A 21,805-nucleotide genomic window follows, 5' to 3' on the forward strand; every position below is an offset into this window, starting at 1 on the left:
TGCTCAGACCTTGTCGATGTCCACATCGCGGGTCTCTTTCAGGCAGAACAGCCCGACGATCAAGCTGCCCCCGGTGATCAGTACCGGGTACCAGAGGCCGTAGAAGATATCCCCGGTGTAGACCACCAGGGCGAACGACACGGTGGGCAGGAAGCCGCCGAACCAGCCGTTGCCGATGTGATACGGCAGCGACATCGAGGTGTAGCGGATGCGCGTCGGGAACAGCTCGACCATCACTGCGGCCAGCGGGCCGTAGGTCATGGTCGCGATCAGGATCATCGCCACGATCAACAGCACCACCATCGGCTGGTTGACGCTGCTCGGGTCGGCCTTGGACGGGTAGCCGGCCTTTTCGATGGCGGCGCGCATGGCAGCTTCGTCGAACCCGTTGATGCGGGTTTCGCCAATGCTCACCACCACGTCGCTGGAGCCTGTGGTCGATGCCGAGCTGTACGGCAGGCCCTGCTTGACCAGGAAGGTCTTGATCTTGTCGCACGGGCTGTCGAAACGCGCCTTGCCTACCGGGTCGAACTGGAAGGTGCAGCCTTTGGGGTCTGCCATCACCACAATGGGCGCCTGGCGGCTGGCGGCGTCGATTTGCGGGTTGGCGTAATGGCTCAGCGCCTTGAACAGCGGGAAGTACAGTACGGTGGCCAGCAGCAGGCCGAGCATGAGGATCGGCTTGCGCCCGATGCGGTCCGACAACCAGCCGAAGAACACGAAGAACGGCGCGCCGATCACCACGCTGATGATCAGCAGGGTATTGGCCTGGGCCGGGTCCACCTTGAGCATCTGGGTCATGAAGAACAACACGTAGAACTGCGCGGTGTAGAAGGTCACCGCCTGGCCGGCGTTGATGCTGAACAGGGCCGTCAGCACCACTTTGAGGTTCGGCCAGGAGCCAAACGACTCGCGGATCGGCGACTTGCTCGCCTTGCCCTGGGCCTTCATTTTCACGAAGGCCGGGGACTCGTGCATGCTCATGCGGATCCAGGTGGAGATGGCCAGCAGCACGATCGACAGCAGGAACGGCAGGCGCCAGCCCCAGACTTCGAATTGATCACCACTGATGTAGCGGCTGCCCAGCACCACCAATAGCGACAGCAGCAGGCCGAGGGTCGCGGTGGACTGGATGAAGCCGGTGTGGAAGCCGCGCTTGCCGTGCGGCGCATGCTCGGCCACATAGGTGGCCGCACCGCCGTATTCACCGCCCAGCGCCAGCCCTTGCAGCATGCGCAGCACCACCAGGATGATCGGCGCAGCAATGCCGATACTGGCGTAGGTCGGTAGCAAGCCGACGGCAAAGGTGGAAATGCCCATCAGCACGATGGTCACCAGGAAGGTGTACTTGCGCCCGATCATGTCGCCCAGGCGACCGAACACCAAGGCCCCGAAAGGCCGCACGAGGAACCCGGCAGCAAATGCCATCAGCGCAAAGATGAACGCCGTGGTGTCGTTGACCCCGGCGAAGAACTGCTTGCTGATGACGGCGGCCAATGCCCCGTAGAGAAAAAAGTCATACCACTCGAAAACCGTCCCGAGGGATGACGCGAAAATGATCTTGCGTTCTTCCCGACGACTGTTGACCGCCGGCGCAGCGCCCTGCTCTTGAAGGGTCTCTGACATCGTTGCTGTCCTCTCGGCCCCCGCGGGGCACAGTGATTATTGTTGTTGTTCCACTGTCGACACCGGCCGACCGCTGCCGGTGCCACTGTTGCCACGCCGCCCGCGCCAGGCTCAGGGCGTCGCTATCGCTGCTTTACCGTTGTGGTTGGTAGGTTCGGCCGATGACTGTCGGATCAATTGCGCGGCCTTCTCGGCGATCATCACCGTAGGCGAGCAGGTATTGCCGGAAACGATGAACGGCATGATCGAGGCGTCGGCAATGCGCAGCCCCGGCACGCCATGCACCCGCAGTTGTGCATCGACCACGTCCATTGGCCCGTTGCCCATGCGGCAGGTGCCGACCGGGTGGAAGATCGTCGTGCCGATCTGCCCGGCAGCCTGTTGCAGCTCCTCTTCAGTGTGCAAGGCAGCGCCCGGCAGGTACTCGCGCGGGGCGAACGGCGCCAGGGCAGGAGACTGGACGATCTGCCGGGTCAGGCGGATGGCTGCGGCTGCCACTTGCAGATCTTGCGGCTCGCTCAGGTAGTTGGGGTCGATCAACGGCGCATCGGCCGGGTTCGCCGAACGAATATCCACACGCCCACGGCTGACCGGGCGCAGGTTGCACACCGAGGCGGTGAACGCCGGGAAGCGGTGCAGCGGCTCGCCAAAGCGCTCCAGCGACAGCGGTTGCACGTGGTATTCGAGGTTGGGCGTGGCCTGCTCCGGGCCGGAGCGGACAAATGCGCCCAGTTGGCTTGGGGCCATGGCCAGCGGGCCGCTGCGGTCATACAGATAACGCAGGCCCATGCCCAGCTTGCCCCACAGGCTGTTGGCCACCTGGTTGAGCGTACGCACGTTGCTGACCTGATAGATCAGGCGCAGTTGCAGGTGGTCCTGCAGGTTGCCGCCAACACCGGGCAGCTCGTGTTTGACGGCAATCCCCAGGCGCTCGAGCAGCGGCCGTGGGCCGATGCCGGAACGCTGGAGAATGTTCGGTGAGCCGATGGCGCCTGCGCAGAGAATGATCTCGCGGCGCGCAGCAAACTGATGTTCGGCACCTTGCCAGCGTGCCAACACGGCGCTCGCCCGGCCTTGCTCGAGCAGCACCTTGTCGACTTCGACGCCGGTCAGCAGGGTCAGGTTCGGGCGTTTCAGGGCCGGTCGCAGAAAGGCTTTGGAGGCATTCCAGCGCACGCCGGAACGCTGGTTGACCTGAAAGTATCCACAGCCTTCATTGCTGCCACCGTTGAAGTCGCTGACCGTATCGATGCCGCTTTGTGCCGCAGCCTCGCGGAAGGCGTCGAGGATGTCCCAGGAATAACGTTGCTGCTCAACCCGCCATCCGCGCCATGCACGTCGCTGTTGCCGGCATAGTGCCGCTCGCTGGCTTTGAACAGTGGCAGCACATCCTCCCAGGCCCAGCCGGGGTTGCCTTGCTCAGCCCAGCGGTCGTAGTCGCTGGCCTGGCCACGCATGTAGATCATGCCGTTGATCGATGAACAGCCACCAAGCACCTTGCCCCGTGGATAGCCCAGGCTGCGCCCGTTGAGGCCCGGTTGCGCTTCGGTCTTGAAGCACCAGTCGGTGCGAGGGTTGCCAATGCAATAGAGGTAGCCCACCGGAATGTGAATCCAGGGGTAGTTGTCGCGACCGCCGGCTTCGAGCAGCAGCACACGGCAGGCAGGGTCGGCGCAAAGCCGGTTGGCGAGCAGACAGCCAGCAGGGCCGGCACCGACTACCACGTAGTCGTACACATGATCGGCTGATGCCATACGGACCTCGCGCCTGATTATTGTTCTTGTCCCAGCCAGTGTTATTGATTATTTTCGGGTTGAAAACGTTAGATTTCACGCAACTGCTGTGCGTTTTAACACAACGCAGGTGAACCTCTGATTCACAAGGAAAAGCATGTTCGACTGGAACGATCTGCGGTTTTTTCTCGAGTTGCAGCGCAGTGGCCGGCTCCTCACGGCGGCCAAGCGGCTCAACACCACCCATAGCACCGTGGCCCGGCATATCGAGAGCATCGAGCAGAGCCTGGGCACTGCGCTATTCGTCCAGCATGCCCAGGGCTACGCGCTGACGCCGTCTGGCCAGGCCCTGCTCAAGCATGCCGAGGCGATGGAAAACGTCGCCTTGCTGGCCCAGGAAGAGATCACCCAGGCCATCACCCCGCTGGGCAAAATTCGCCTTGGCGTGACCGAAGGCATCGGCATCATGTTCTTCACCCCGCGCATGGGCGGCCTGTTTGATCGCTACCCAGGGCTGGAGGTGGAGTTGGTGGCGGTACCGCGCTTTGTCAGCATAATCAACCGCGAGGCCGAGATCAGCATTCACCTGGACCGGCCCAACGCCGACCTGTTGATAACCCGCAAGCTCACTGACTATCGGCTGGCGCTCTACGCCAGCCCGGCGTACCTGTTGCAGGCGCCAGCGCTGAACAGCCGTGATGACCTGGCCCGGCACAGTTGGATCGGCTACGTCGATGACCTGCTGTTCAGCCAGGAACTGTTGTTCCTCAACAGCTTCTGCCGCTCGCCGAACGTGGCGTTTCGCAGCACCAGCGTGATCGCCCAGCAGCATGCCGCCCGCGCCGGGCTGGGGATTGCCGTGCTGCCCAACTACATGGCCCGGCACGACCCGGGGCTGGTGCGCATCCTGCCCAGCGAAACCATCCAGCGCAGCTACTGGATCAGTACCCGCCGCGAACTGCACAAGTCAGTGCGCCTGCGGGTGGTGTGGGACTATCTGCTGGGGCTGTGCGCAGACGAGCAGGATGAACTGCTCGGCGAATAGCCGTCAGTGCGTCAGGGTGTTGAAGGCCAGCAGCAACGCGGCGCCCACCCCGACGATGGCAAACACCTGCTGCAGGCGTGGCCCGGCCAGGTGCTGGGCAAACTGCCGGGCGACCACCAGGCCGATCACCGCTCCCAGCGCAAACGGCACGCCGACTGCCCAGTGCATCACGCCACTGAGGCTGGCCGTCACCACGCTACCGGTGGAGACCAGGGCGATCACCGCCAGCGAAGTCGCGACGATGCTCTTCATCTCCAGGTTGGTATAGCGGCTCAGGGCGGGAATGATCACGAAGCCGCCGCCGACACCGAGCAGGCCGGACAACAATCCACTCAGCAGGCCGGTGAAGGCCAAGGCCCGCGCACACGGCAAGGTCCAGCGCAGGCGGCCTTGCAGCGGGTTGAGCACGCAGGGCTGTATCGCCCGCTCGGCGCACGGCGCAATGCCTTTGAGTTCACGGCTCGCCTTGCGCCACATGCGCGCGCAGGCATACACCAGCACACAGGCGAAGCCGAGCGCCAATGGCGCATTGGGCAGTTGATGAGCAAGGAACAGCCCGAACGGCGCCGCGACGATCCCGATCGCGGCCACGAACAACGCGGCGCGATATCGCACCAACCCCTGGCGCAAGCCCAGTACCGCGCCCACACCGGCCGCCAGGCCAACCGCGAGCAAGCCGACCGGGCCGGCTTCAACCATCGACAAACCCAGGCCGAACACCAACAACGGCACCGCCAGGATGCCGCCCCCGGCACCGGTCAGGGCGAGGATCGCGCCAATGAGTGCGCCGAGGCCGGCGCCCAGCAGTTCATGCTCGCTCACGGGCGGGCCTCACGCGGCGTAGCCACGGGCTTGGCCAGCCACTCGCGGCCCTTGAGCATGCAGCGCCAATACAGCGGCGGCAACACCCGCGCTTTCAGCCACCAGGCCAGGCGCGTAGGGCGCCGGCCATCGAGCAGCCAGCGCGGGAAACTCGGGGCCAGCTTGCCGCCATAGGTGAACTCGGCGAGGACGATCTTGCCCCGCGCCACAGTCAACGGGCAGGAGCCATAGCCGTCGTACTCGACCGTCTGCGCCAGGCGACCAAGCGCGACCAGCACGTTGTTGGCCACCACCGGGGCCTGCTTGCGCGCGGCCGCTGCGGTCTTGGCATTACTGGTGCTGGCCACGTCACCCAGGCTGTGGATGTTGTCGAACCGGCGGTGGCGCAAGCTGGCCGGATCGACATCAACCCAGCCCGCCGCGTCGGCCAGCGGGCTATTGCGGATAAAGTCCGGGGCGACCTGCGGCGGCACCACATGCAGCATGTCGAATGGCTGGACAAGGGTTTCGCTGCTGCCATCGGGCAGTGTGTGCAGGAATGTCGCGCGCTTGCCCGGCCCATCCACGGCCACCAAGCGGTGGGTGTATTTCAGCTCGACGCCATAGCGATCGATGTACTGCATCAGTGCCGGCACATAGTCGGCGACACCGAACAGCACCGCACCGGCATTGAAGAACTGCGCCTGGATCGATCCCAGTCGGCCAGTGCGCAGCCAGTGATCGCACGACAGGTACAGGGCCTTCTGCGGGGCCCCGGCACATTTGATCGGCATCGGCGGCTGGCTGAACACGGCACGCCCCTGCTTGAGGTTCTGCACCAGCTCCCAGGTGTAGGGCGCCAGGTCATAGCGATAGTTCGAGGTGACGCCGTTGCGGCCCAGGGTTTGGCGCAAACCATCGATGGCATCCCAGTCGAGCTTCAAGCCGGGGCACACCACCAGTTGTTCATAGCTGACGATGCGACCATCGGCGAGGGTGACGGTGCATGCCTCGGGTTCGAAGGTCGCCACGCCCGCCTTGATCCAGCGCACCCCGGCAGGAATGCTTGAGGCCATGGTGCGCGCGGTGCTTTCAGGCTTGAACACGCCGGCACCGACCATGGTCCAGCCGGGCTGGTAGTAATGCACATCCGCCGGGTCGATGATCGCGATATCCAGCGACCGGTCGCGGGCGCGCAAACTGGAGGCAGTGGCGATACCCGCAGCTCCGGCGCCGACGATCAGCACCTGGTGATGGTCAGCCGCAAGCAAGCGGGCAGGGGAGGGAGCAGCAGGCATGGGCAGGTGTTCCTTTACTAATAGTTATGGTGTCGCAGGTTCAAAGCGCGTTGATCGGGATCTTCAGGTAGCGGATGCCGTTGGCTTCCGGCTCGGGCAATTGGCCGCTGCGCATGTTCACCTGCACTGACGGCAGGATCAGCACCGGCATGTCGAGGGTGGCATCGCGCGCTTCGCGCATGGCCACGAAGCATTCTTCGCTGGTGCCCTCACGTACGTGGATATTGCTGCTGCGCTGCTCGGCGACCGTGGTCATGTAGCGCAACTCACGGCCCCCGGGCAGGTAGTCGTGGCACATGAACAGGCGCGTGTCGTCGGGCAGGGCGAGGATGCGGTGGATGGAGCGGAACAAGGTGCGCGCATCGGCCCCGGGGAAATCGCAGCGCGCGGTGCCGTAGTCGGGCATGAACAGCGTGTCGCCAACGAACGCCGCACTCTCTGCGTCAGACGCCACCAGGTAGGTCATGCACGCCGGGGTATGGCCGGGTGTGTGCAAGGCGCGTGCGGTCAGGTTGCCGATGTGGAACACCTGCTCATCCTCAAACAGCACATCGAACTGGCTGCCATCGCGGGCGAAGCCGGGCTCGGCATTGAACAGGGCGCCGAAGACCTTCTGCACCTGGGTGATCCGGCTGCCAATGGCCAACTGGCCGCCCAGTTCGTGCTTGAGGTAATCGGCGGCGGACAGGTGATCAGCGTGGACGTGGGTTTCCAGAATCCACTGCACCGAGGCATCCAGCTCGCGGATGCGCGCGATCAGGGTATCGGCCGAGCGGGTGTCGGTGCGACCGGACTTGGGGTCGTAGTCGAGCACGCTGTCGATGATCGCGCAGCAGCGGGTAGCCGGGTCCATCACCAGGTAACTGATGGTCGAGGTGGCGCTGTCGAAGAGCGCTTCTACGTATAGGTTGCCGCCAATGATCATTGGGTTCTCCAGACAAATCCGTTGATGCCGGGTCACAAGCCTGACCGGCAGTCGGCATGCAGTCATCAAGATATGTGCCAGTGATGACGTGGGAGATTTCTCCCGATTTCATTGAGTCTGGCTCAAGTTTGGCAGGACGACTGCCGCGCCGACTGGCAGTGGGGTGGCAGTGCCTGGCAGTTTTTGGCAGTCGCCAGTGCCATCGGTTAAGCTGGCTGCCTGCTTTCCAGGTGTCGCCATGTCCACGTTCCCTGCTGCAACTGTCAGCCCTGCCGTGCAGGCGCTGGTGTCCTACCTTGAACACGATCCTCAGCCGACCATCGTGCTGGACACCGACTACAACATCCTTGCCGCCAACAGTGCCTACCTGCGCCAGTTCGGGGTTGAGGGGCAGCCGCCAATCGGTGCCAAGTGCCATCGCGTCTCCCATCACTATGCCGTGCCCTGCGATCAGGCCGGTGAGCATTGCCCGATGCGCAAGGCCTGGGACAGTCGCAGCCCGGAGCGGGTGCTGCATATTCACCACACCCCACGCGGCCCGGAGCATGTCGACGTCGAGCTGCGGCCAATCCTCGACGAGCAGGGCGAGGTGGTGGCCTTTGTCGAGCGGCTGACCAGCATTACCGTGGCATCGGCCCAGCCGCAGCAGCATGGCCTGGTCGGGCGCTCGCCGGCATTCAAGGAGGCGCTGTCGAGTTTGCAACGCTCGGCGCCTGCGCAGATTCCGGTCTTGCTGCAGGGTGAGTCGGGCACCGGCAAGGAGCTGTTCGCCCGCGCCCTTCACCTGAACAGCCCGCGTGCCAATGGGCCGCTGGTGGTAGTTGATTGCACCGGCTTGACCGAGTCGTTGTTTGAGAGCGAACTGTTCGGCTATGAGAAGGGCGCGTTTACCGGTGCCTTGCAGCGCAAGATCGGCCTGGCTGAAGCCGCCCATGGCGGGACCCTGTTCCTCGACGAGATTGGCGAGGTGCCGCTGGCCATGCAGGTGAAGCTGCTGCGCCTGATCGAATCGGGCAGCTTCCGGCCGGTGGGCAGCCTGCGCACGGTGCATGCGGACTTTCGCCTGGTCTCGGCCACGCACAAGCCGTTGAAGGAAATGGCTGCAGCGGGGACCTTCCGGGAAGATCTGTACTACCGCATCAGTGCCTTCCCGATCCGCCTGCCCGCACTGCGCGAACGCGTAGACGACCTGCCGTTGCTGGTCGAGAGCCTGCTGCAACGCATGGCTGGCAAGGCAGCACCGAAGGTTGATAACGAGGCAATGAGTTTGCTCAGCCTGTACGCCTACCCCGGCAATATCCGCGAGCTGCGCAATGTGCTGGAACGGGCGAGACTGTTTACCGACGACGGGGTGATCCGGCCTGAGCATTTGCCGGAAGAATTGCGCGGGGAGGGGGCCGGTTATCCACAGCAGCGCAGCCCGACAAAACACCTGGGGCAGCTGGCGCAAGCGCTGGAGGCGTTCAATGGGTCACGCAGTGAGTTGGCCAAGCACTTGGGGATAAGTGAGCGAACGCTTTATCGGCGCTTGCAAAATCTGGGGAGGTAAACAATCACTTCAGTCGATCAGAGGCCTTGCTGTAAACCTGTTCGCGTTCACGTTGATCAACCGCTACGACGAATACCAGCACCTCTTGGTCAATGACCTGATACACCAACCGGTAACCGCTGCTACGCAGCTTTATCTTGTAGCAGTCGGGCAAGCTGTGTAAACGGTGCGCTTCTACCCGAGGGTTTTCTAGAATTTCGAGCAGCTTCTTCTTGAACTGTTGTCGGACCGTGTCACCCAACTTGCGCCATTCCTTTAGCGCACGCGCATCGAACTCCAGTTTATAGGTCATCCAGCTCCACCTTCACACGCTGAGGGGACACTAGACGCTCGCGAACGGTTGCGATCAGTTCCTCATCCTCCTCCGTGAGTAACACAGGACGAAACGGCAACTGGCCTCGCTCTGCCACATACTGCAGGGCTTGGCGCATGAGTTCGGATGGGGTTACACCCAAGCGCTCCAGCTCTCGATAGGCCCGCGCTTTCAACTCGTCGTCGACGCGAATATTGATGGATGCCATGAAGTGGCACTCCCTGTAATGACAGTTGTCATCACAGTGACAGCGCACTGCGACTTTAGCAAGCGCCTGGGGACAGGAGCACGAACGCTTTATCGGCGCTTGCAGACGCTAGGTAAATAACCCCACCCAGCGTCCACAGGCAGGCTGCTAGATAATGCTCACACCCGATTCCGGCACGAACATGAAGCAGTAGAACTCATAAGCCACCACCAGCTCACTGGTGTTGGTGGTGGACACCGGGCCCTGGTTCACGGTCCAGTTGGCGGTGGCCGGGTTGCTGATCGGGTTGCCGGCAAAGTCGAAGTTGGTCACCTGGTCAGAGCCATCTTTCTGCGACCATGAATTGCAGGAACCTGACGAGTTGTCGCAACGTGCCCAGTGGTAGTCGCCCGGCCAGTTTGCATCACTGCCGGCAGGAGACACCATCAATGCCACAAAGTGGCCGCCCAGATAGCCGGCCCCGGAACCAATACCTGGGTGCGGATTGGTCCCTTGTTTCGATGACTTGAACACCAGCAGCTCCGCCATAGTTTTGCCGGCAAGTTGTAGACCGTCTTTTACCGCATAGCCCGAAACGAGCGCCCCGAGGGCTGCAACCGATTGCTGGAAGTCACTGGCCGTCAGCAGGTAACCGCTTTGCCGACCCGGCTGCGGGAAGGTGTTGGGGGTGATGTTGCAGCCATAGGCGTAGCAGTTGTTGTTGGGCTGGAACTTGTAGGACATGAAGTTGCCCTGGCAGTTGCCCGCCGGGTTGTAGCTGCCCGCAGCTTCCCCGTAGACCGTCGGCGAGTACTGCGGAACACCGATGGTTTCAACGCTGGGGACGGTGATATTGACCTGGACAATGGTCGGCGCAATGTACTGCTCGGTGGTCAAGGTGGCCAACGCAGGCCCCATGATCAACTGATGGAACTGATCTTGCGGCGCAACCACACCACTCAATTTGAACTGACGTTTGAACACTGGCATCGCTTGATCCTCGGTAGGGTAGAAGGTGCATCAGTTGAGTTGCCGTTCACTTGCATCGCGACCCGCTGTCAGCCAGCGGGGTACAGCGTGGCCGCAACGACCATCGCCGAATAGTTGAATACCTGGACTTTGAGGGTGCTGCTGGCGCCCGAGCCGGCGTAATGCCCGCTCACTACAAGTCGTGAAGAAGCGCCGTTTGCATTGCCGGTGTTGGTTGCCCACAAGGCCTGGTTGTTGCGGCTGTAGAACACCAGGTTGCCGTCGTTCTGCATCACCAGCCGGCCGGGAAGATCGCTGCTGCTCGGCGCCGTGGGTAATTGCCAAAGTGCAGTGGTGTTGCCGGCGCCTGTCAGCACCGGCCCCAGCAGTGGGTCGTTGCTCAACGTTGCACTGCCATCCAGCGCGCTGATCGACTCGCCCGGCAGCAAGGTGCTGTTGCTGCGGCTGTCGAGGGTATTGATGCTTTGCATCTCACCGGCGAGGTTGGTCTGGAACAGCGTCTGCACCTGGTCTCGGGTCCAGCTCTTGCTGCTGGCCGAGGCCATGAGGATCATCAACTTTGCCAGGGCGGCCATGGGCGTCATGTCGGCTGGCGCCAGCGCGCCCACTTGCGGCAACCAGGCGCCAGCTGCATAGGCGCTGTTGTTGACCGTACCGGCGATGACCTGGGTGCAGTCGACCAGGTTCACACCTTGCTCGTTGGCCATGTTCAGTGCCTGGTAGATCGCACCGCTGGCCGGCGTGTCGGGATTGCCGGAAGGGAAATTACCTTCGCCATACGACTCGAGGATGATGCCCTTGGCCCCGGCGCTAACCACTGCATTGATCAGGTTGGCCATGAAGCCACTGGCCGGCGACATGCTGTACCAGGCTGGGAAGGCATTGAGCTGCATCACCGGAACGTTGTTGATCGCTGCCGAAATGGCCGTCACTGCGGATACCTGGCCGGCCAGCACCTCGCTATTGTCCAGGCTGACACTGGCATGCACCGGCCCTGGTAACCAGTTGTCCGCATACAGCGAAAACTCCACGCCGTACTCGGCCAGGGCCGGGTAGTTGGGCGAGGAGAAAGCGTTGAACTCACTGGCATTGGTTTTGACCGCCCGGTTGCCGCGGTACAGCTGGTTCTGGAAATACACGCAGACTTCAGCGACACCCGTACGTGCTGCAGCCACCGAGCCGCAGACGTTCTGGAAGGCATCGGTGTTGAAGTTCAGCGTCAGTGCCGCTGAGCTGCTGGCCTGGTAGTACAGGGGGACCTGCGAGCCAGTGATGATCACCGGCTTGCTCAACACTGCTGTGCCGTTGCCGCTGGCATCGAAACCATTGAGCAGGAACGACAGGGCCGTGCCACTGAAGTCCATGCTGTCGGTGCCATGCAGCACCACGAAACCATCGTAGGCGGCATAGTTGCTCAGGATGCCCTGAGCCATGATGCACCAGTCCGTCGGTTGAAGATTGGTGCTGTCCAGGGTCTGGGTGGCCGACTCGGGGAAGGTGACCGAGGTGAGGTAGGTGATCTGCAGGTCGGGAAACTGTTGTAGCAGGATGGGGTTGAGTAGCTGTTCGCTGGCGCTGGCAAACGCGGCTGCCGACATTGGCGCCAGTGGATTGCCGACACAGCTGATGGTACCGCCAGTATTGATGACTGCGATCTTCATACGCGTGCTTCCTTGGCGTAGTGAGGCCTGTTGAGTCAGTTTGGGGAGTGGAGTGCACAGACGCAGGGCAGGGTTTCGGCTGGCGCCGAATGCCGGGCAGGGAAGGGGGTGATCGAGCGCGCTGCCTTGCGCATGGGTGTGCATTCCTTGTCAGTGCTCGAACAGCGTAGTTGGCTTTTTGGGGGCTGGAGGCCCGTCACACAGCAGCAAGACAGACGGTAGCATCGGGCCACACACTGCACATTGTGGGAGCCAACCTTGCCCGCGATGAGGCCCGAGAAAGCACCAAAAACCCATACGTTTCACGTGGAACATAACGAAAAAACCCCGGCACGATGGCCGGGGTTTTCTTTTACAGGCAGTGATTACACGTAATCAGAAGTCCAGGTTGGACACTGCCAGGGCGTTGTTTTCGATGAACTCACGACGTGGTTCAACCGCATCGCCCATCAGGGTGTTGAAGATCTGATCGGCAGCGATCGCGTCTTCGATGGTCACCTTGAGCATGCGACGTACGGTTGGGTCCATGGTGGTTTCCCACAGCTGGTCCGGGTTCATCTCACCCAGCCCTTTATAGCGCTGAATGGTGTGACGCTTGGTGCTTTCAGTCATCAGCCACTCAAGGGCTTCCTTGAACTCGGTGATGGCCTTCTTGCGCTCGCCACGTTGCACGTAGGCACCTTCGCCCAACAGGGAGCTCAGCTGTGCACCCAAGGTAGTGACCGTACGGTAGTCGTTGCTGCCGAAGAAGTCGCGGTTGAAGGTCACGTAGCTGGCCAGGCCGTGGGAGGTGATTTCCACTTCCGGCAACCAGACATTGCGTTCGCGGTCTTCACGCAGGCTGGCTTTGTAGACCAGGCCGGACTTCTCGCTGGTGCGCAGACGCTCGTCAAACTTGGCCAGCCAGGACTGCATTCCCGCGTGGTCCGACAGTTGCTCCAGCGATACCGCAGGCAGGTAGATGAAGTGCTCGGTCAGCTCCTGTGGGTACAGGCGCGACAGACGCTTGAGGGTCTTCATCACAGTGCGGAATTCGTTCACCAGGCGCTCCAGCTCAACGCCGGAAACCGGTGGTGCGGACTCGTCCAGGTGCAGGCTGGCATCTTCGAGAGCCGATTGGGTCATGTATTCTTCCATGGCCTCGTCGTCCTTGATGTACTGCTCCTGCTTGCCCTTCTTGACCTTGTACAGTGGTGGCTGGGCGATATAGATGTAGCCACGCTCGACCAGCTCCGGCAACTGACGGAAGAAGAACGTCAGCAGCAGGGTACGGATGTGCGAACCGTCGACGTCAGCATCGGTCATGATGATGATGTTGTGGTAACGCAGTTTTTCGATGTTGTACTCGTCGCGACCGATACCACAGCCCAACGCGGTGATCAGCGTGCCAACTTCCTGGGACGAGATCATCTTGTCGAAGCGTGCTTTCTCGACGTTGAGGATCTTACCCTTCAGCGGCAGGATCGCCTGGGTACGACGGTTACGACCTTGCTTGGCCGAGCCACCTGCGGAGTCACCCTCCACCAGGTACAGTTCGGAAAGGGCAGGGTCTTTCTCTTGGCAGTCTGCCAGTTTGCCCGGCAGGCCGGCGATATCCAGCGCACCTTTGCGGCGGGTCATTTCACGGGCTTTACGTGCCGCTTCACGGGCACGCGCAGCGTCGATCATCTTGCCGACAACGGCCTTGGCTTCGTTCGGGTTTTCCAGCAGGAAGTCGGAGAAGTACTTGCCCATCTCCTGTTCTACTGCGGTCTTCACCTCGGAAGAAACCAGCTTGTCTTTGGTTTGCGAACTGAACTTAGGATCCGGCACTTTCACCGAGATGATCGCGGTCAGACCTTCACGGGCGTCATCGCCGGTGGTCGAAACCTTGTTCTTCTTGGCCAGGCCTTCCTGCTCGATGTAGTTGTTCAGGTTACGCGTCAGCGCCGAACGGAAGCCCACCAGGTGAGTACCGCCATCGCGCTGAGGAATGTTGTTGGTGAAGCACAACAGGTTCTCGTTGAAGCTGTCGTTCCACTGCAGGGCGATTTCCACACCCACGCCATCTTCACGCTGGACGTTGAAGTGGAAGACCTGGTTCACCGGGGTCTTGTTGGTGTTCAGGTATTCCACGAAGGCACGCAGGCCACCTTCGTAGCGGAACTCTTCTTCCTTGCCGCTGCGCTCATCCTTCAGCAGGATGCCGACACCGGAGTTGAGGAAGGACAGTTCACGAATCCGCTTGGCCAGGATGTCCCAGCTGAAGTGGATGTTCTTGAAGGTTTCAGCCGAAGGCTTGAAGTGAATCTGGGTACCGGTGGTTTCACTTTCGCCAACGATTTTCATCGGGGCTTGGGGAACGCCATGAATGTATAGCTGTTCCCAGATCTTGCCGCTGCGGCGAACGGTCAGCAGGAGCTCTTCGGACAGAGCGTTCACCACCGACACACCCACGCCGTGCAGGCCGCCGGAAACCTTATAGGAGTTATCGTCGAACTTACCGCCGGCGTGCAGTACGGTCATGATGACCTCGGCTGCCGAGACGCCTTCTTCCTTGTGCACATCAACCGGAATGCCGCGACCGTTGTCGCGTACGGTGATGGATTCATCCGGGTGGATGATTACGGTAATGTCGTCACAGTGGCCAGCGAGCGCTTCGTCGATCGAGTTATCGACCACCTCGAACACCATGTGGTGCAGGCCGCTGCCATCGTCGGTGTCGCCAATGTACATACCGGGACGCTTGCGCACGGCATCTAGCCCTTTCAGCACTTTAATGCTGGAGGAGTCGTACGTTTGATTTTCGCTCATGCCTTCACTCCCGATGGTCGTGGGTCTGGGTGATACGGCCCTGTTCCACGTGAAACAGGGCGACTGGCGTATCCGTCTGCCAGCCTTCCCTCAATAATTCGTGATCTACACAGGTGATAAACACCTGGCAGCGTAAGTCTTCCAACAAGCGACAAAGTGCACGACGGTGCTGCTCGTCCAGTTCTGACGGCAGGTCATCCACCAGGTAAATACATTGGCCGCGGCGTGCCTGGCTTACCAGGTGGCCCTGTGCAATACGCAGGGCACACACCACAAGCTTCTGCTGACCGCGAGACAGAATATCGGCAGCGTTGTTGGCACCGAGCCTCAGACGCAAATCTGCACGCTGTGGGCCAGCCTGGGTATGACCCATCTGCTGGTCCCGCTGAAGAGAGGCGGCGAGAACGTCGTTCAGCTCTCGATCCTTGTCCCACCCTCGGTAGTAACTCAGGGTCAGCCCTTCAAGCTGCAACAAGTCGCTCAACGTCTGTTCAAAGACTGGCTTCAACGCTTTGATGTAATTACGGCGGTACTCGTCGATTTCCGCACTGGCCAGGCACAATTCCCGGTCCCAGGCCGCTTGAGAAACGGCGTCAAGTGTACCATGCCGCAGCCACGAGTTCCGCTGGCGCAGGGCTTTCTGCAGGCGCAGCCAGGTGCCCATGAAGCGGGGTTCCACGTGGAACACGCCCCAATCGAGGAACTGCCGGCGAATTTTCGGCGCACCTTCGAGCAAGCGGAAGCTGTCCGGGTTGATCAATTGCAGCGGCAGAATCTCTGCCAACTGCGCCGCACTGCGCGCATTTTGCCCGTCAATGCGGATGGTGAAATCGCCTTGCCGCTCCCGCGAGACCCCCAGGTTGCTGGTACCGCCATCGCTCAGTTCCACCTGGCCAAACACCGTGCACGCCACTTGCTCGTACTGGATAACCGGGGTCAGACGGGTGCTGCGAAAGGATCGGGCAAGCCCGAGCAAATGAATGGCTTCCAGCACGCTGGTCTTACCGCTGCCGTTGGCGCCGTGCAGGATATTGATGCGGGGGGAAGGAGAGAAGGTCACCGGGTGCAGGTTACGCACCGCGGTGACAGAAACGCGACTGAGGGACATCTAGAATCTGCTGGGCAAATTACAGACGCATCGGCATGACAACGTAAGCGGAATCGTCGTTGTCTGCCTCTTGCAGCAGCGCACTGCTGTTGGAGTCGGACAAGATCAGGCGAACCTGCTCGGTGGTCATGACGCCCAACACATCCAGCAGGTAGCTGACGTTGAAACCGATTTCCAGCGCGCTACCGTTGTAGTCGACGCTGACTTCTTCTTCGGCTTCTTCCTGCTCTGGGTTGTTGGCCTGGATCTTCAACTGACCGCTGGCCAGTTGCAGACGGATGCCGCGGTACTTCTCGTTCGACAGAATTGCAGTACGGCTGAACGCTTCACGCAGGGCCTGACGATCACCCAACACCAGCTTGTCACCGCCTTTAGGCAGTACACGCTCGTAGTCTGGGAACTTGCCGTCGACCAGCTTGGAGGTGAAGGTGAACTCACCGGTGGTCGCACGAATGTGGTGCTGGCCCAGGACGATGCTCACCTGGCCATCCGGCTCGGTCAGCAGACGCGCCAGCTCGAGGATACCCTTGCGTGGCACGATGACCTGGTGACGATCGGCCTGGCCGATGTCTGCGCTCATCGAGCACATGGCCAGACGGTGACCGTCGGTCGCCACGGCGCGCAGGACGCCTGTGGATACTTCCAACAGCATGCCGTTGAGGTAGTAACGCACGTCCTGCTGGGCCATGGCGAAGCTGGTGCGTTCGATCAAACGACGCAGGCGGCTTTGCTCAAGGTTGCAGGTCAGCGAACCCGGGCCTTCTTCCACCGTCGGGAAATCGTTGGCCGGCAGGGTCGACAGGGTGAAACGGCTACGGCCGGCTTTAACCACCAGCTTCTGCTCGTCGACCTTGATGTCGATCAGCGCGTCATTGGGCAAGCTTTTGCAGATATCCATCAGCTTGCGCGCAGGTACGGTGATTTCGCCCGGCTCAGCCGGTTCTTCCAGTTGGACGCGGCCAACCAGTTCCACTTCCAGGTCAGTACCGGTCAGCGAGAGCTGCTGGCCTTGCACGACCAACAGCACGTTGGACAGTACTGGCAAGGTCTGGCGGCGCTCGACGACACCTGCGACCAGTTGCAGGGGTTTCAACAGGGCTTCGCGTTGAATGGTGAAATGCATGGTCTAGTCCCTTGCCTTAAAAAGCTGCGCTGACGTTCATCAAGTCGTCAGGGTCCGCAGCAGGTTCTTGTAGTCCTCGCGAATATCCGCGTCGGATTCCTTGAGTTCGTTGATCTTGCGGCACGCATGCAACACGGTGGTGTGGTCGCGGCCGCCGAAGACGTCGCCGATTTCGGGCAGGCTGTGGTTGGTCAGTTCCTTGGACAAGGCCATGGCAACCTGACGCGGCCGTGCAACCGAGCGCGAACGACGCTTGGACAGCAGATCGGAGATCTTGATCTTGTAGTACTCGGCAACGGTCCGCTGGATGTTATCCACACTGACCAGCTTGTCCTGCAGTGCCAGAAGATCCTTGAGCGATTCGCGAATCAGCTCGATGGTGATGTCACGGCCCATGAAGTGCGAGTGGGCGATTACCCGCTTCAATGCACCTTCAAGTTCACGCACGTTGGAGCGAATGCGCTGGGCGATGAAGAATGCGGCGTCATGCGGCAAATCGACTTTGGCCTGGTCGGCCTTCTTCATCAGGATCGCGACGCGGGTTTCCAGTTCCGGTGGCTCGACGGCGACCGTCAGGCCCCAGCCGAAGCGCGACTTCAGGCGCTCTTCCAGGCCTTCGATTTCCTTCGGGTAGCGGTCACTGGTCAGGATGACCTGCTGGCCGCCTTCAAGAAGGGCGTTGAAGGTGTGGAAAAACTCTTCCTGCGAACGCTCTTTACGGGCAAAGAACTGGATATCGTCGATCAGCAATGCATCGACCGAACGGTAGAAACGCTTGAATTCGTTGATGGCGTTGAGTTGCAGCGCCTTGACCATGTCCGCGACGAAACGCTCGGAATGCAGGTAGACCACCTTGGCATTCGGGTTCTTCTTGAGCAGGTGGTTACCCACAGCATGCATCAAGTGCGTTTTACCCAAGCCGACGCCGCCATACAGGAACAGCGGGTTGTAGCCGTGCTTCGGGTTGTCGGCCACCTGCCAGGCCGCAGCGCGGGCCAGCTGGTTGGACTTGCCTTCGACGAAGTTCTCGAAGGTAAAGGTACGGTTCAGGTAACTGGTGTGCTTGAGCGCACCTTCTACCTGCACGGTGCGCTGTTCGGTGCGGTTATTCACAGGCACGGCATTACCCGATTCGCCCATGGAGTCGAAGCTGTCACGCGAAGGTGCATTTTCGACTTCAGCCACAGCAGCAACGGGAGCAGCCACAGGCGCCTTGGCAACCGGCTGGTTGACCACGGCCGCTTGCACGGCTTGGGCCTGGGAGGCAGCCGCCGCCGCAGCCAGTGGCGCGTTAGGGGCGGCACGTGGGGCTGAACTGCGACGGCTTCCTATTAATAAGGAAAGCGCAGGCGCCATACCGCTGCCGTGTTCGCCGAGCAACTCGAGCAAACGGCCCAGGTACTTCTCATTGACCCAATCGAGAACAAAACGGTTAGGCGCATACACGCGCAACTCGTCGCCTTCGGCTTCGACCTGTAGCGGACGGATCCAGGTGTTGAATTGCTGGGCAGGCAGTTCATCGCGCAGAAGCTCCACGCACTGCTGCCAAAGTTCCACTGACACGGATATCCCCTGAGTTGAAAGCCGGTGAGGCAAAAACAAGCAGCCATTGTACCCACCGACCGCGTACTTATCCACACGCAGGTGCGTCGAGGATGGCGATAAATCAGCAGGTTAGTGACCCAAATGCCCTTCCAAGGCTGTGAATAAGCTCTGTGGATAACCGTACCTGAGCCCTTTGCACAACCCGGGGCTGAAACCAGTGGATAACTCGCCTGTTGATAAGTAGCCTTTTTATCCACCGCTTATCCGCGTGCACAGCACAGCCAGAGCACCGCTTTCCGACAGTGTTTCAGATCTCTGTACAGTACGTAATTAAAGGGCTGTAGAATTCTATCCACAGAAATCGGCTACATAAGATCTATAAGATTTACAGAAAAGCTTTAAATACCTTTCCTTTCTTTTTTCTATGTTTAAGCCTTCGTTGACCTTTCCGACCCCCCTTCACCAACCTCAAGCAGACGAAAGGTAGGGGATGGGTGAAAGGGAAGGAATTCGCCGTTACAAGGAAAAGCTGGTTGGAAATTGACCTACGGCCTTGCTTTCTCTAGAATCGCCGGTCTCTTAAAACGGGGGCCATTCCGGCCCGTTGTGGACGAACCAGGTAACACGCCATGAAACGTACTTTCCAACCAAGCACCATCAAGCGCGCCCGCACTCACGGTTTCCGTGCACGTATGGCCACCAAAAACGGCCGTGCAGTTCTGTCGCGTCGTCGCGCCAAAGGCCGTAAGCGTCTGGCAGTTTGATTTTTCGGCACAGGTGGTGAGTCAGGACTTCAGTCGGGAAAAGCGTCTGCTGACCCCCCGACATTTCAAAGCGGTCTTCGACTCGCCATCCGGCAAGGTACCCGGCAAGAATCTTTTGCTCCTTGCTCGCGAGAACGGTCTGGATCATCCCCGCCTGGGGCTTGTGATCGGGAAAAAGAGCGTAAAGCTCTCCGTTCAGCGAAACCGCCTGAAACGTTTGATGCGCGATTCGTTTCGCCTGCACCAGCAATTGCTTGTGGGCTGGGACATCGTAATCGTCGCGCGCAAAGGGTTAGGTGAGATAGAAAACCCAGAATTGCACCAACACTTTGGCAAACTCTGGAAGCGCCTTGCACGCAGTCGGCCCGCTCCAGTGGTTAACAGCGAATCTGTAGGGGTAGACCATCCAGATGCGTAAACTGGCACTCGTTCCGATCCAGTTTTACCGTTATGCCATTAGTCCTCTGATGGCCAGCCACTGTCGTTTCTACCCGAGTTGCTCCTGCTATGCGTATGAAGCCATCGAGTCTCATGGCCTTTTACGCGGCGGGTGGCTGACCGTTCGTCGGCTTGGGCGTTGTCATCCGTGGAATGCCGGCGGTTATGACCCGGTTCCGCCTGCTTCTTCTTCCCGTACTTCTTCGATAGCCGAGTAATCATGGATATTAAACGCACGATCCTGATCGCCGCCCTGGCAATCGTGTCCTATGTCATGGTCCTCAAGTGGAACCAGGACTACGGCCAGGCTGCCTTGCCGACTCAGAATGTTGCTGCCAGCAATGTCGCACCGTCCGTTCCGGGCACCGTGACCGCCGGTAACACTGGCGCCAGCGCCGATGTGCCGAGTGCCAACAGCGAATCCAGCCCCGCTGAACTCGCGCCAGTTGTGGTCAGCAAAGACCTGATTCGGGTCAAGACCGATGTACTCGATGTGGCTATCGATCCAAACGGCGGTGACATCGCGCAACTGACCTTGCCGAAATACCCGCGTCGCCAGGACCATCCGGATATTCCGTTCCAGCTGTTCGATAACGGCGGCGAGCGTACCTACCTGGCACAAAGTGGCCTGACCGGCGTCAATGGCCCGGATGCACGCGCTTCCGGTCGTCCGCTGTATGCCGCCGAGCAAAAAAGCTTCCAGATGGCCGATGGTCAGGACCAACTGGTCGTCGACCTGAAGTTCAGCGACAACGGTGTCAACTACATCAAGCGCTTCAGCTTCAAGCGCGGTGAGTACGACCTGAAGGTCAGCTACCTGATCGACAACCAGAGCGCTCAGCCCTGGACCGGCAACCTGTTCGCGCAACTGAAGCGTGACGCCAGCTCCGATCCTTCGTCGAGCACCGCCACCGGCACCGCGACCTACCTGGGTGCGGCCCTGTGGACAAGTGCCGAGCCGTACAAGAAAGTGTCGATGAAAGATATCGACAAGGGCAGCCTGAAAGAAAACGTTACCGGTGGTTGGGTAGCGTGGCTGCAGCACTACTTCGTGACCGCCTGGATTCCAAGCTCGGCTGACAACAACATTGTCCAGACCCGCAAAGACAGCCAGGGCAACTACATCATTGGCTTCACCGGCCCTGCGCTGAACGTTGCGCCAGGTGCCCAGGCTGAAACCAGCGCCATGCTGTATGCCGGTCCGAAGATCCAGTCCAAGCTCAAAGAGTTGTCCCCGGGCCTGGAACTGACCGTCGACTACGGCATCCTGTGGTTCATTGCCCAGCCGATCTTCTGGTTGCTGCAACATATCCACAGCCTGCTCGGCAACTGGGGCTGGTCGATCATCGCCCTGACCATGCTGATCAAGCTGCTGTTCTTCCCGCTGTCCGCTGCCAGCTACAAGTCGATGGCGCGCATGCGTGCCGTGGCACCGAAACTGGCTGCACTGAAAGAACAACATGGCGACGACCGGCAGAAAATGTCGCAGGCCATGATGGAGCTGTACAAGAAAGAGAAGATCAACCCGCTGGGCGGCTGCTTGCCGATCCTGGTGCAGATGCCGGTCTTCCTTTCGCTGTACTGGGTACTCCTGGAAAGCGTTGAAATGCGCCAGGCCCCTTGGATGTTCTGGATTACCGACCTGTCGATCAAGGATCCGTTCTTCATCCTGCCGATCATCATGGGCGCCACCATGTTCATCCAGCAGCGCCTGAACCCGACACCGCCGGATCCGATGCAGGCCAAGGTGATGAAGCTGATGCCGATCATCTTCACCTTCTTCTTCCTGTGGTTCCCGGCTGGTCTGGTCCTGTACTGGGTTGTGAACAACTGCTTGTCGATCGCACAGCAGTGGTACATTACCCGCAAGGTCGAGGCAGCTACCAAAGCCGCTGCTTAACGGGTT

General features: G+C 60.5%; 18 protein-coding genes and 1 pseudogene. 6 read left to right on the top strand and 13 right to left on the bottom strand.

What is annotated here, in order from left to right:
* Window positions 1-3 precede the first annotated feature (3 nt).
* Window positions 4-1,626, bottom strand: a complete 1,623-nt coding sequence (locus M5G11_RS11640) for an MFS transporter (RefSeq protein ID WP_273912924.1) — start codon at window positions 1,624-1,626, stop codon at window positions 4-6.
* A gap of 111 nt (window positions 1,627-1,737) precedes the next feature.
* Window positions 1,738-3,380, bottom strand: a pseudogene (locus tag M5G11_RS11645) (GMC family oxidoreductase).
* A 136-nt stretch (window positions 3,381-3,516) separates the two neighbouring features.
* Between M5G11_RS11645 and M5G11_RS11650 the strand changes: the two are divergent.
* The gene (locus M5G11_RS11650) at window positions 3,517-4,404 is read left to right on the top strand and encodes a LysR family transcriptional regulator (protein ID WP_273912923.1); all 888 of its coding nucleotides are present in this window, start codon (window positions 3,517-3,519) and stop codon (window positions 4,402-4,404) included.
* 3 nt (window positions 4,405-4,407) lie between these two features.
* Here the strand turns inward: M5G11_RS11650 and M5G11_RS11655 are convergent, their stop codons facing one another.
* The 3 genes from M5G11_RS11655 to M5G11_RS11665 are packed head-to-tail and all read right to left on the bottom strand — an operon-like array spanning window position 4,408 to window position 7,428.
* Complete coding sequence (locus M5G11_RS11655) at window positions 4,408-5,226, bottom strand: sulfite exporter TauE/SafE family protein (RefSeq protein WP_273912922.1); 819 nt, start codon at window positions 5,224-5,226, stop codon at window positions 4,408-4,410.
* On the bottom strand, window positions 5,223-6,503 hold the full coding sequence (locus tag M5G11_RS11660; protein ID WP_273912921.1) for an NAD(P)/FAD-dependent oxidoreductase: 1,281 nt from the start codon (window positions 6,501-6,503) through the stop codon (window positions 5,223-5,225). The genes M5G11_RS11655 and M5G11_RS11660 overlap by 4 nt, the downstream gene beginning before the upstream one ends.
* Before the next feature lie 40 nt (window positions 6,504-6,543).
* Complete coding sequence (locus tag M5G11_RS11665) at window positions 6,544-7,428, bottom strand: MBL fold metallo-hydrolase (RefSeq protein ID WP_273912920.1); 885 nt, start codon at window positions 7,426-7,428, stop codon at window positions 6,544-6,546.
* A 238-nt stretch (window positions 7,429-7,666) separates the two neighbouring features.
* Here M5G11_RS11665 and M5G11_RS11670 point away from each other — a divergent pair, with 238 nt between their 5' ends.
* Window positions 7,667-8,977 carry a sigma-54 interaction domain-containing protein gene (locus tag M5G11_RS11670; protein ID WP_273912919.1) on the top strand — a complete coding sequence of 437 codons (1,311 nt, stop codon included), beginning with the start codon at window positions 7,667-7,669 and terminating at the stop codon, window positions 8,975-8,977.
* Window positions 8,978-8,981: 4 nt separating this feature from the next.
* Here M5G11_RS11670 and M5G11_RS11675 read toward each other — a convergent pair whose 3' ends face one another.
* From M5G11_RS11675 to dnaA, 8 genes are all read right to left on the bottom strand, one after another.
* On the bottom strand, window positions 8,982-9,269 hold the full coding sequence (locus M5G11_RS11675; protein WP_273912918.1) for a type II toxin-antitoxin system RelE family toxin: 288 nt from the start codon (window positions 9,267-9,269) through the stop codon (window positions 8,982-8,984).
* Entirely contained in the window at window positions 9,259-9,498 is a 240-nt protein-coding gene (locus M5G11_RS11680; protein ID WP_273912917.1) for a type II toxin-antitoxin system RelB/DinJ family antitoxin, read from the bottom strand. Before M5G11_RS11680 ends, M5G11_RS11675 begins: the two co-directional genes overlap by 11 nt.
* Window positions 9,499-9,645: 147 nt before the next feature.
* A complete protein-coding gene (locus tag M5G11_RS11685; protein ID WP_273912916.1) occupies window positions 9,646-10,467 on the bottom strand; it encodes a hypothetical protein in 822 nt (273 codons plus the stop codon).
* 68 nt (window positions 10,468-10,535) lie between these two features.
* The gene (locus M5G11_RS11690; protein ID WP_273912915.1) at window positions 10,536-12,128 is read right to left on the bottom strand and encodes an asparaginase domain-containing protein; all 1,593 of its coding nucleotides are present in this window, start codon (window positions 12,126-12,128) and stop codon (window positions 10,536-10,538) included.
* A 375-nt stretch (window positions 12,129-12,503) separates the two neighbouring features.
* Complete coding sequence (gene gyrB / locus M5G11_RS11695; protein WP_273912914.1) at window positions 12,504-14,921, bottom strand: DNA topoisomerase (ATP-hydrolyzing) subunit B; 2,418 nt, start codon at window positions 14,919-14,921, stop codon at window positions 12,504-12,506.
* A gap of 4 nt (window positions 14,922-14,925) precedes the next feature.
* A complete protein-coding gene (gene recF, locus M5G11_RS11700; RefSeq protein ID WP_273912913.1) occupies window positions 14,926-16,029 on the bottom strand; it encodes a DNA replication/repair protein RecF in 1,104 nt (367 codons plus the stop codon).
* A 19-nt stretch (window positions 16,030-16,048) separates the two neighbouring features.
* A complete protein-coding gene (gene dnaN / locus M5G11_RS11705; protein WP_273912912.1) occupies window positions 16,049-17,152 on the bottom strand; it encodes a DNA polymerase III subunit beta in 1,104 nt (367 codons plus the stop codon).
* A gap of 39 nt (window positions 17,153-17,191) precedes the next feature.
* A complete protein-coding gene (dnaA, locus tag M5G11_RS11710) occupies window positions 17,192-18,715 on the bottom strand; it encodes a chromosomal replication initiator protein DnaA (protein WP_273912911.1) in 1,524 nt (507 codons plus the stop codon).
* Window positions 18,716-19,326: 611 nt separating this feature from the next.
* On the opposite strand from dnaA, the gene rpmH reads away from it, so the two are divergent.
* From rpmH to yidC, 4 genes are read left to right on the top strand one after another with little or no spacing between them, the layout of a single operon-like run.
* The gene (gene rpmH / locus M5G11_RS11715; RefSeq protein ID WP_002551315.1) at window positions 19,327-19,461 is read left to right on the top strand and encodes a 50S ribosomal protein L34; all 135 of its coding nucleotides are present in this window, start codon (window positions 19,327-19,329) and stop codon (window positions 19,459-19,461) included.
* Between the two features lie 13 nt (window positions 19,462-19,474).
* Window positions 19,475-19,879, top strand: coding sequence for a ribonuclease P protein component (rnpA, locus tag M5G11_RS11720; RefSeq protein ID WP_273913012.1), 405 nt, complete (start codon window positions 19,475-19,477; stop codon window positions 19,877-19,879).
* Window positions 19,872-20,117: a membrane protein insertion efficiency factor YidD gene (yidD, locus tag M5G11_RS11725; protein WP_273912910.1), complete on the top strand. Its 246-nt coding sequence runs from the start codon at window positions 19,872-19,874 to the stop codon at window positions 20,115-20,117. The genes rnpA and yidD overlap by 8 nt, the downstream gene beginning before the upstream one ends.
* Before the next feature lie 2 nt (window positions 20,118-20,119).
* A complete protein-coding gene (yidC, locus tag M5G11_RS11730; protein WP_273912909.1) occupies window positions 20,120-21,799 on the top strand; it encodes a membrane protein insertase YidC in 1,680 nt (559 codons plus the stop codon).
* The last annotated feature ends 6 nt before the right edge of the window (window positions 21,800-21,805 follow it).

This window comes from Pseudomonas fontis, assembly GCF_028656955.1.
GTDB lineage: Bacteria > Pseudomonadota > Gammaproteobacteria > Pseudomonadales > Pseudomonadaceae > Aquipseudomonas > Aquipseudomonas fontis.

Bases quoted from the DNA above. Each gene is read 5' to 3' on its own strand.
- M5G11_RS11680 (WP_273912917.1), bottom strand. From the start codon at position 9,498: ATGGCATCCATCAATATTCGCGTCGACGACGAGTTGAAAGCGCGGGCC.
- M5G11_RS11670 (WP_273912919.1), top strand. From the start codon at position 7,667: ATGTCCACGTTCCCTGCTGCAACTGTCAGCCCTGCCGTGCAGGCGCTG.
- M5G11_RS11675 (WP_273912918.1), bottom strand. From the start codon at position 9,269: ATGACCTATAAACTGGAGTTCGATGCGCGTGCGCTAAAGGAATGGCGC.
- rpmH (WP_002551315.1), top strand. From the start codon at position 19,327: ATGAAACGTACTTTCCAACCAAGCACCATCAAGCGCGCCCGCACTCAC.
- M5G11_RS11685 (WP_273912916.1), bottom strand. From the start codon at position 10,467: ATGCCAGTGTTCAAACGTCAGTTCAAATTGAGTGGTGTGGTTGCGCCG.
- yidD (WP_273912910.1), top strand. From the start codon at position 19,872: ATGCGTAAACTGGCACTCGTTCCGATCCAGTTTTACCGTTATGCCATT.
- yidC (WP_273912909.1), top strand. From the start codon at position 20,120: ATGGATATTAAACGCACGATCCTGATCGCCGCCCTGGCAATCGTGTCC.
- M5G11_RS11660 (WP_273912921.1), bottom strand. From the start codon at position 6,503: ATGCCTGCTGCTCCCTCCCCTGCCCGCTTGCTTGCGGCTGACCATCAC.
- dnaN (WP_273912912.1), bottom strand. From the start codon at position 17,152: ATGCATTTCACCATTCAACGCGAAGCCCTGTTGAAACCCCTGCAACTG.
- M5G11_RS11650 (WP_273912923.1), top strand. From the start codon at position 3,517: ATGTTCGACTGGAACGATCTGCGGTTTTTTCTCGAGTTGCAGCGCAGT.
- M5G11_RS11690 (WP_273912915.1), bottom strand. From the start codon at position 12,128: ATGAAGATCGCAGTCATCAATACTGGCGGTACCATCAGCTGTGTCGGC.
- recF (WP_273912913.1), bottom strand. From the start codon at position 16,029: ATGTCCCTCAGTCGCGTTTCTGTCACCGCGGTGCGTAACCTGCACCCG.
- M5G11_RS11665 (WP_273912920.1), bottom strand. From the start codon at position 7,428: ATGATCATTGGCGGCAACCTATACGTAGAAGCGCTCTTCGACAGCGCC.
- gyrB (WP_273912914.1), bottom strand. From the start codon at position 14,921: ATGAGCGAAAATCAAACGTACGACTCCTCCAGCATTAAAGTGCTGAAA.
- M5G11_RS11640 (WP_273912924.1), bottom strand. From the start codon at position 1,626: ATGTCAGAGACCCTTCAAGAGCAGGGCGCTGCGCCGGCGGTCAACAGT.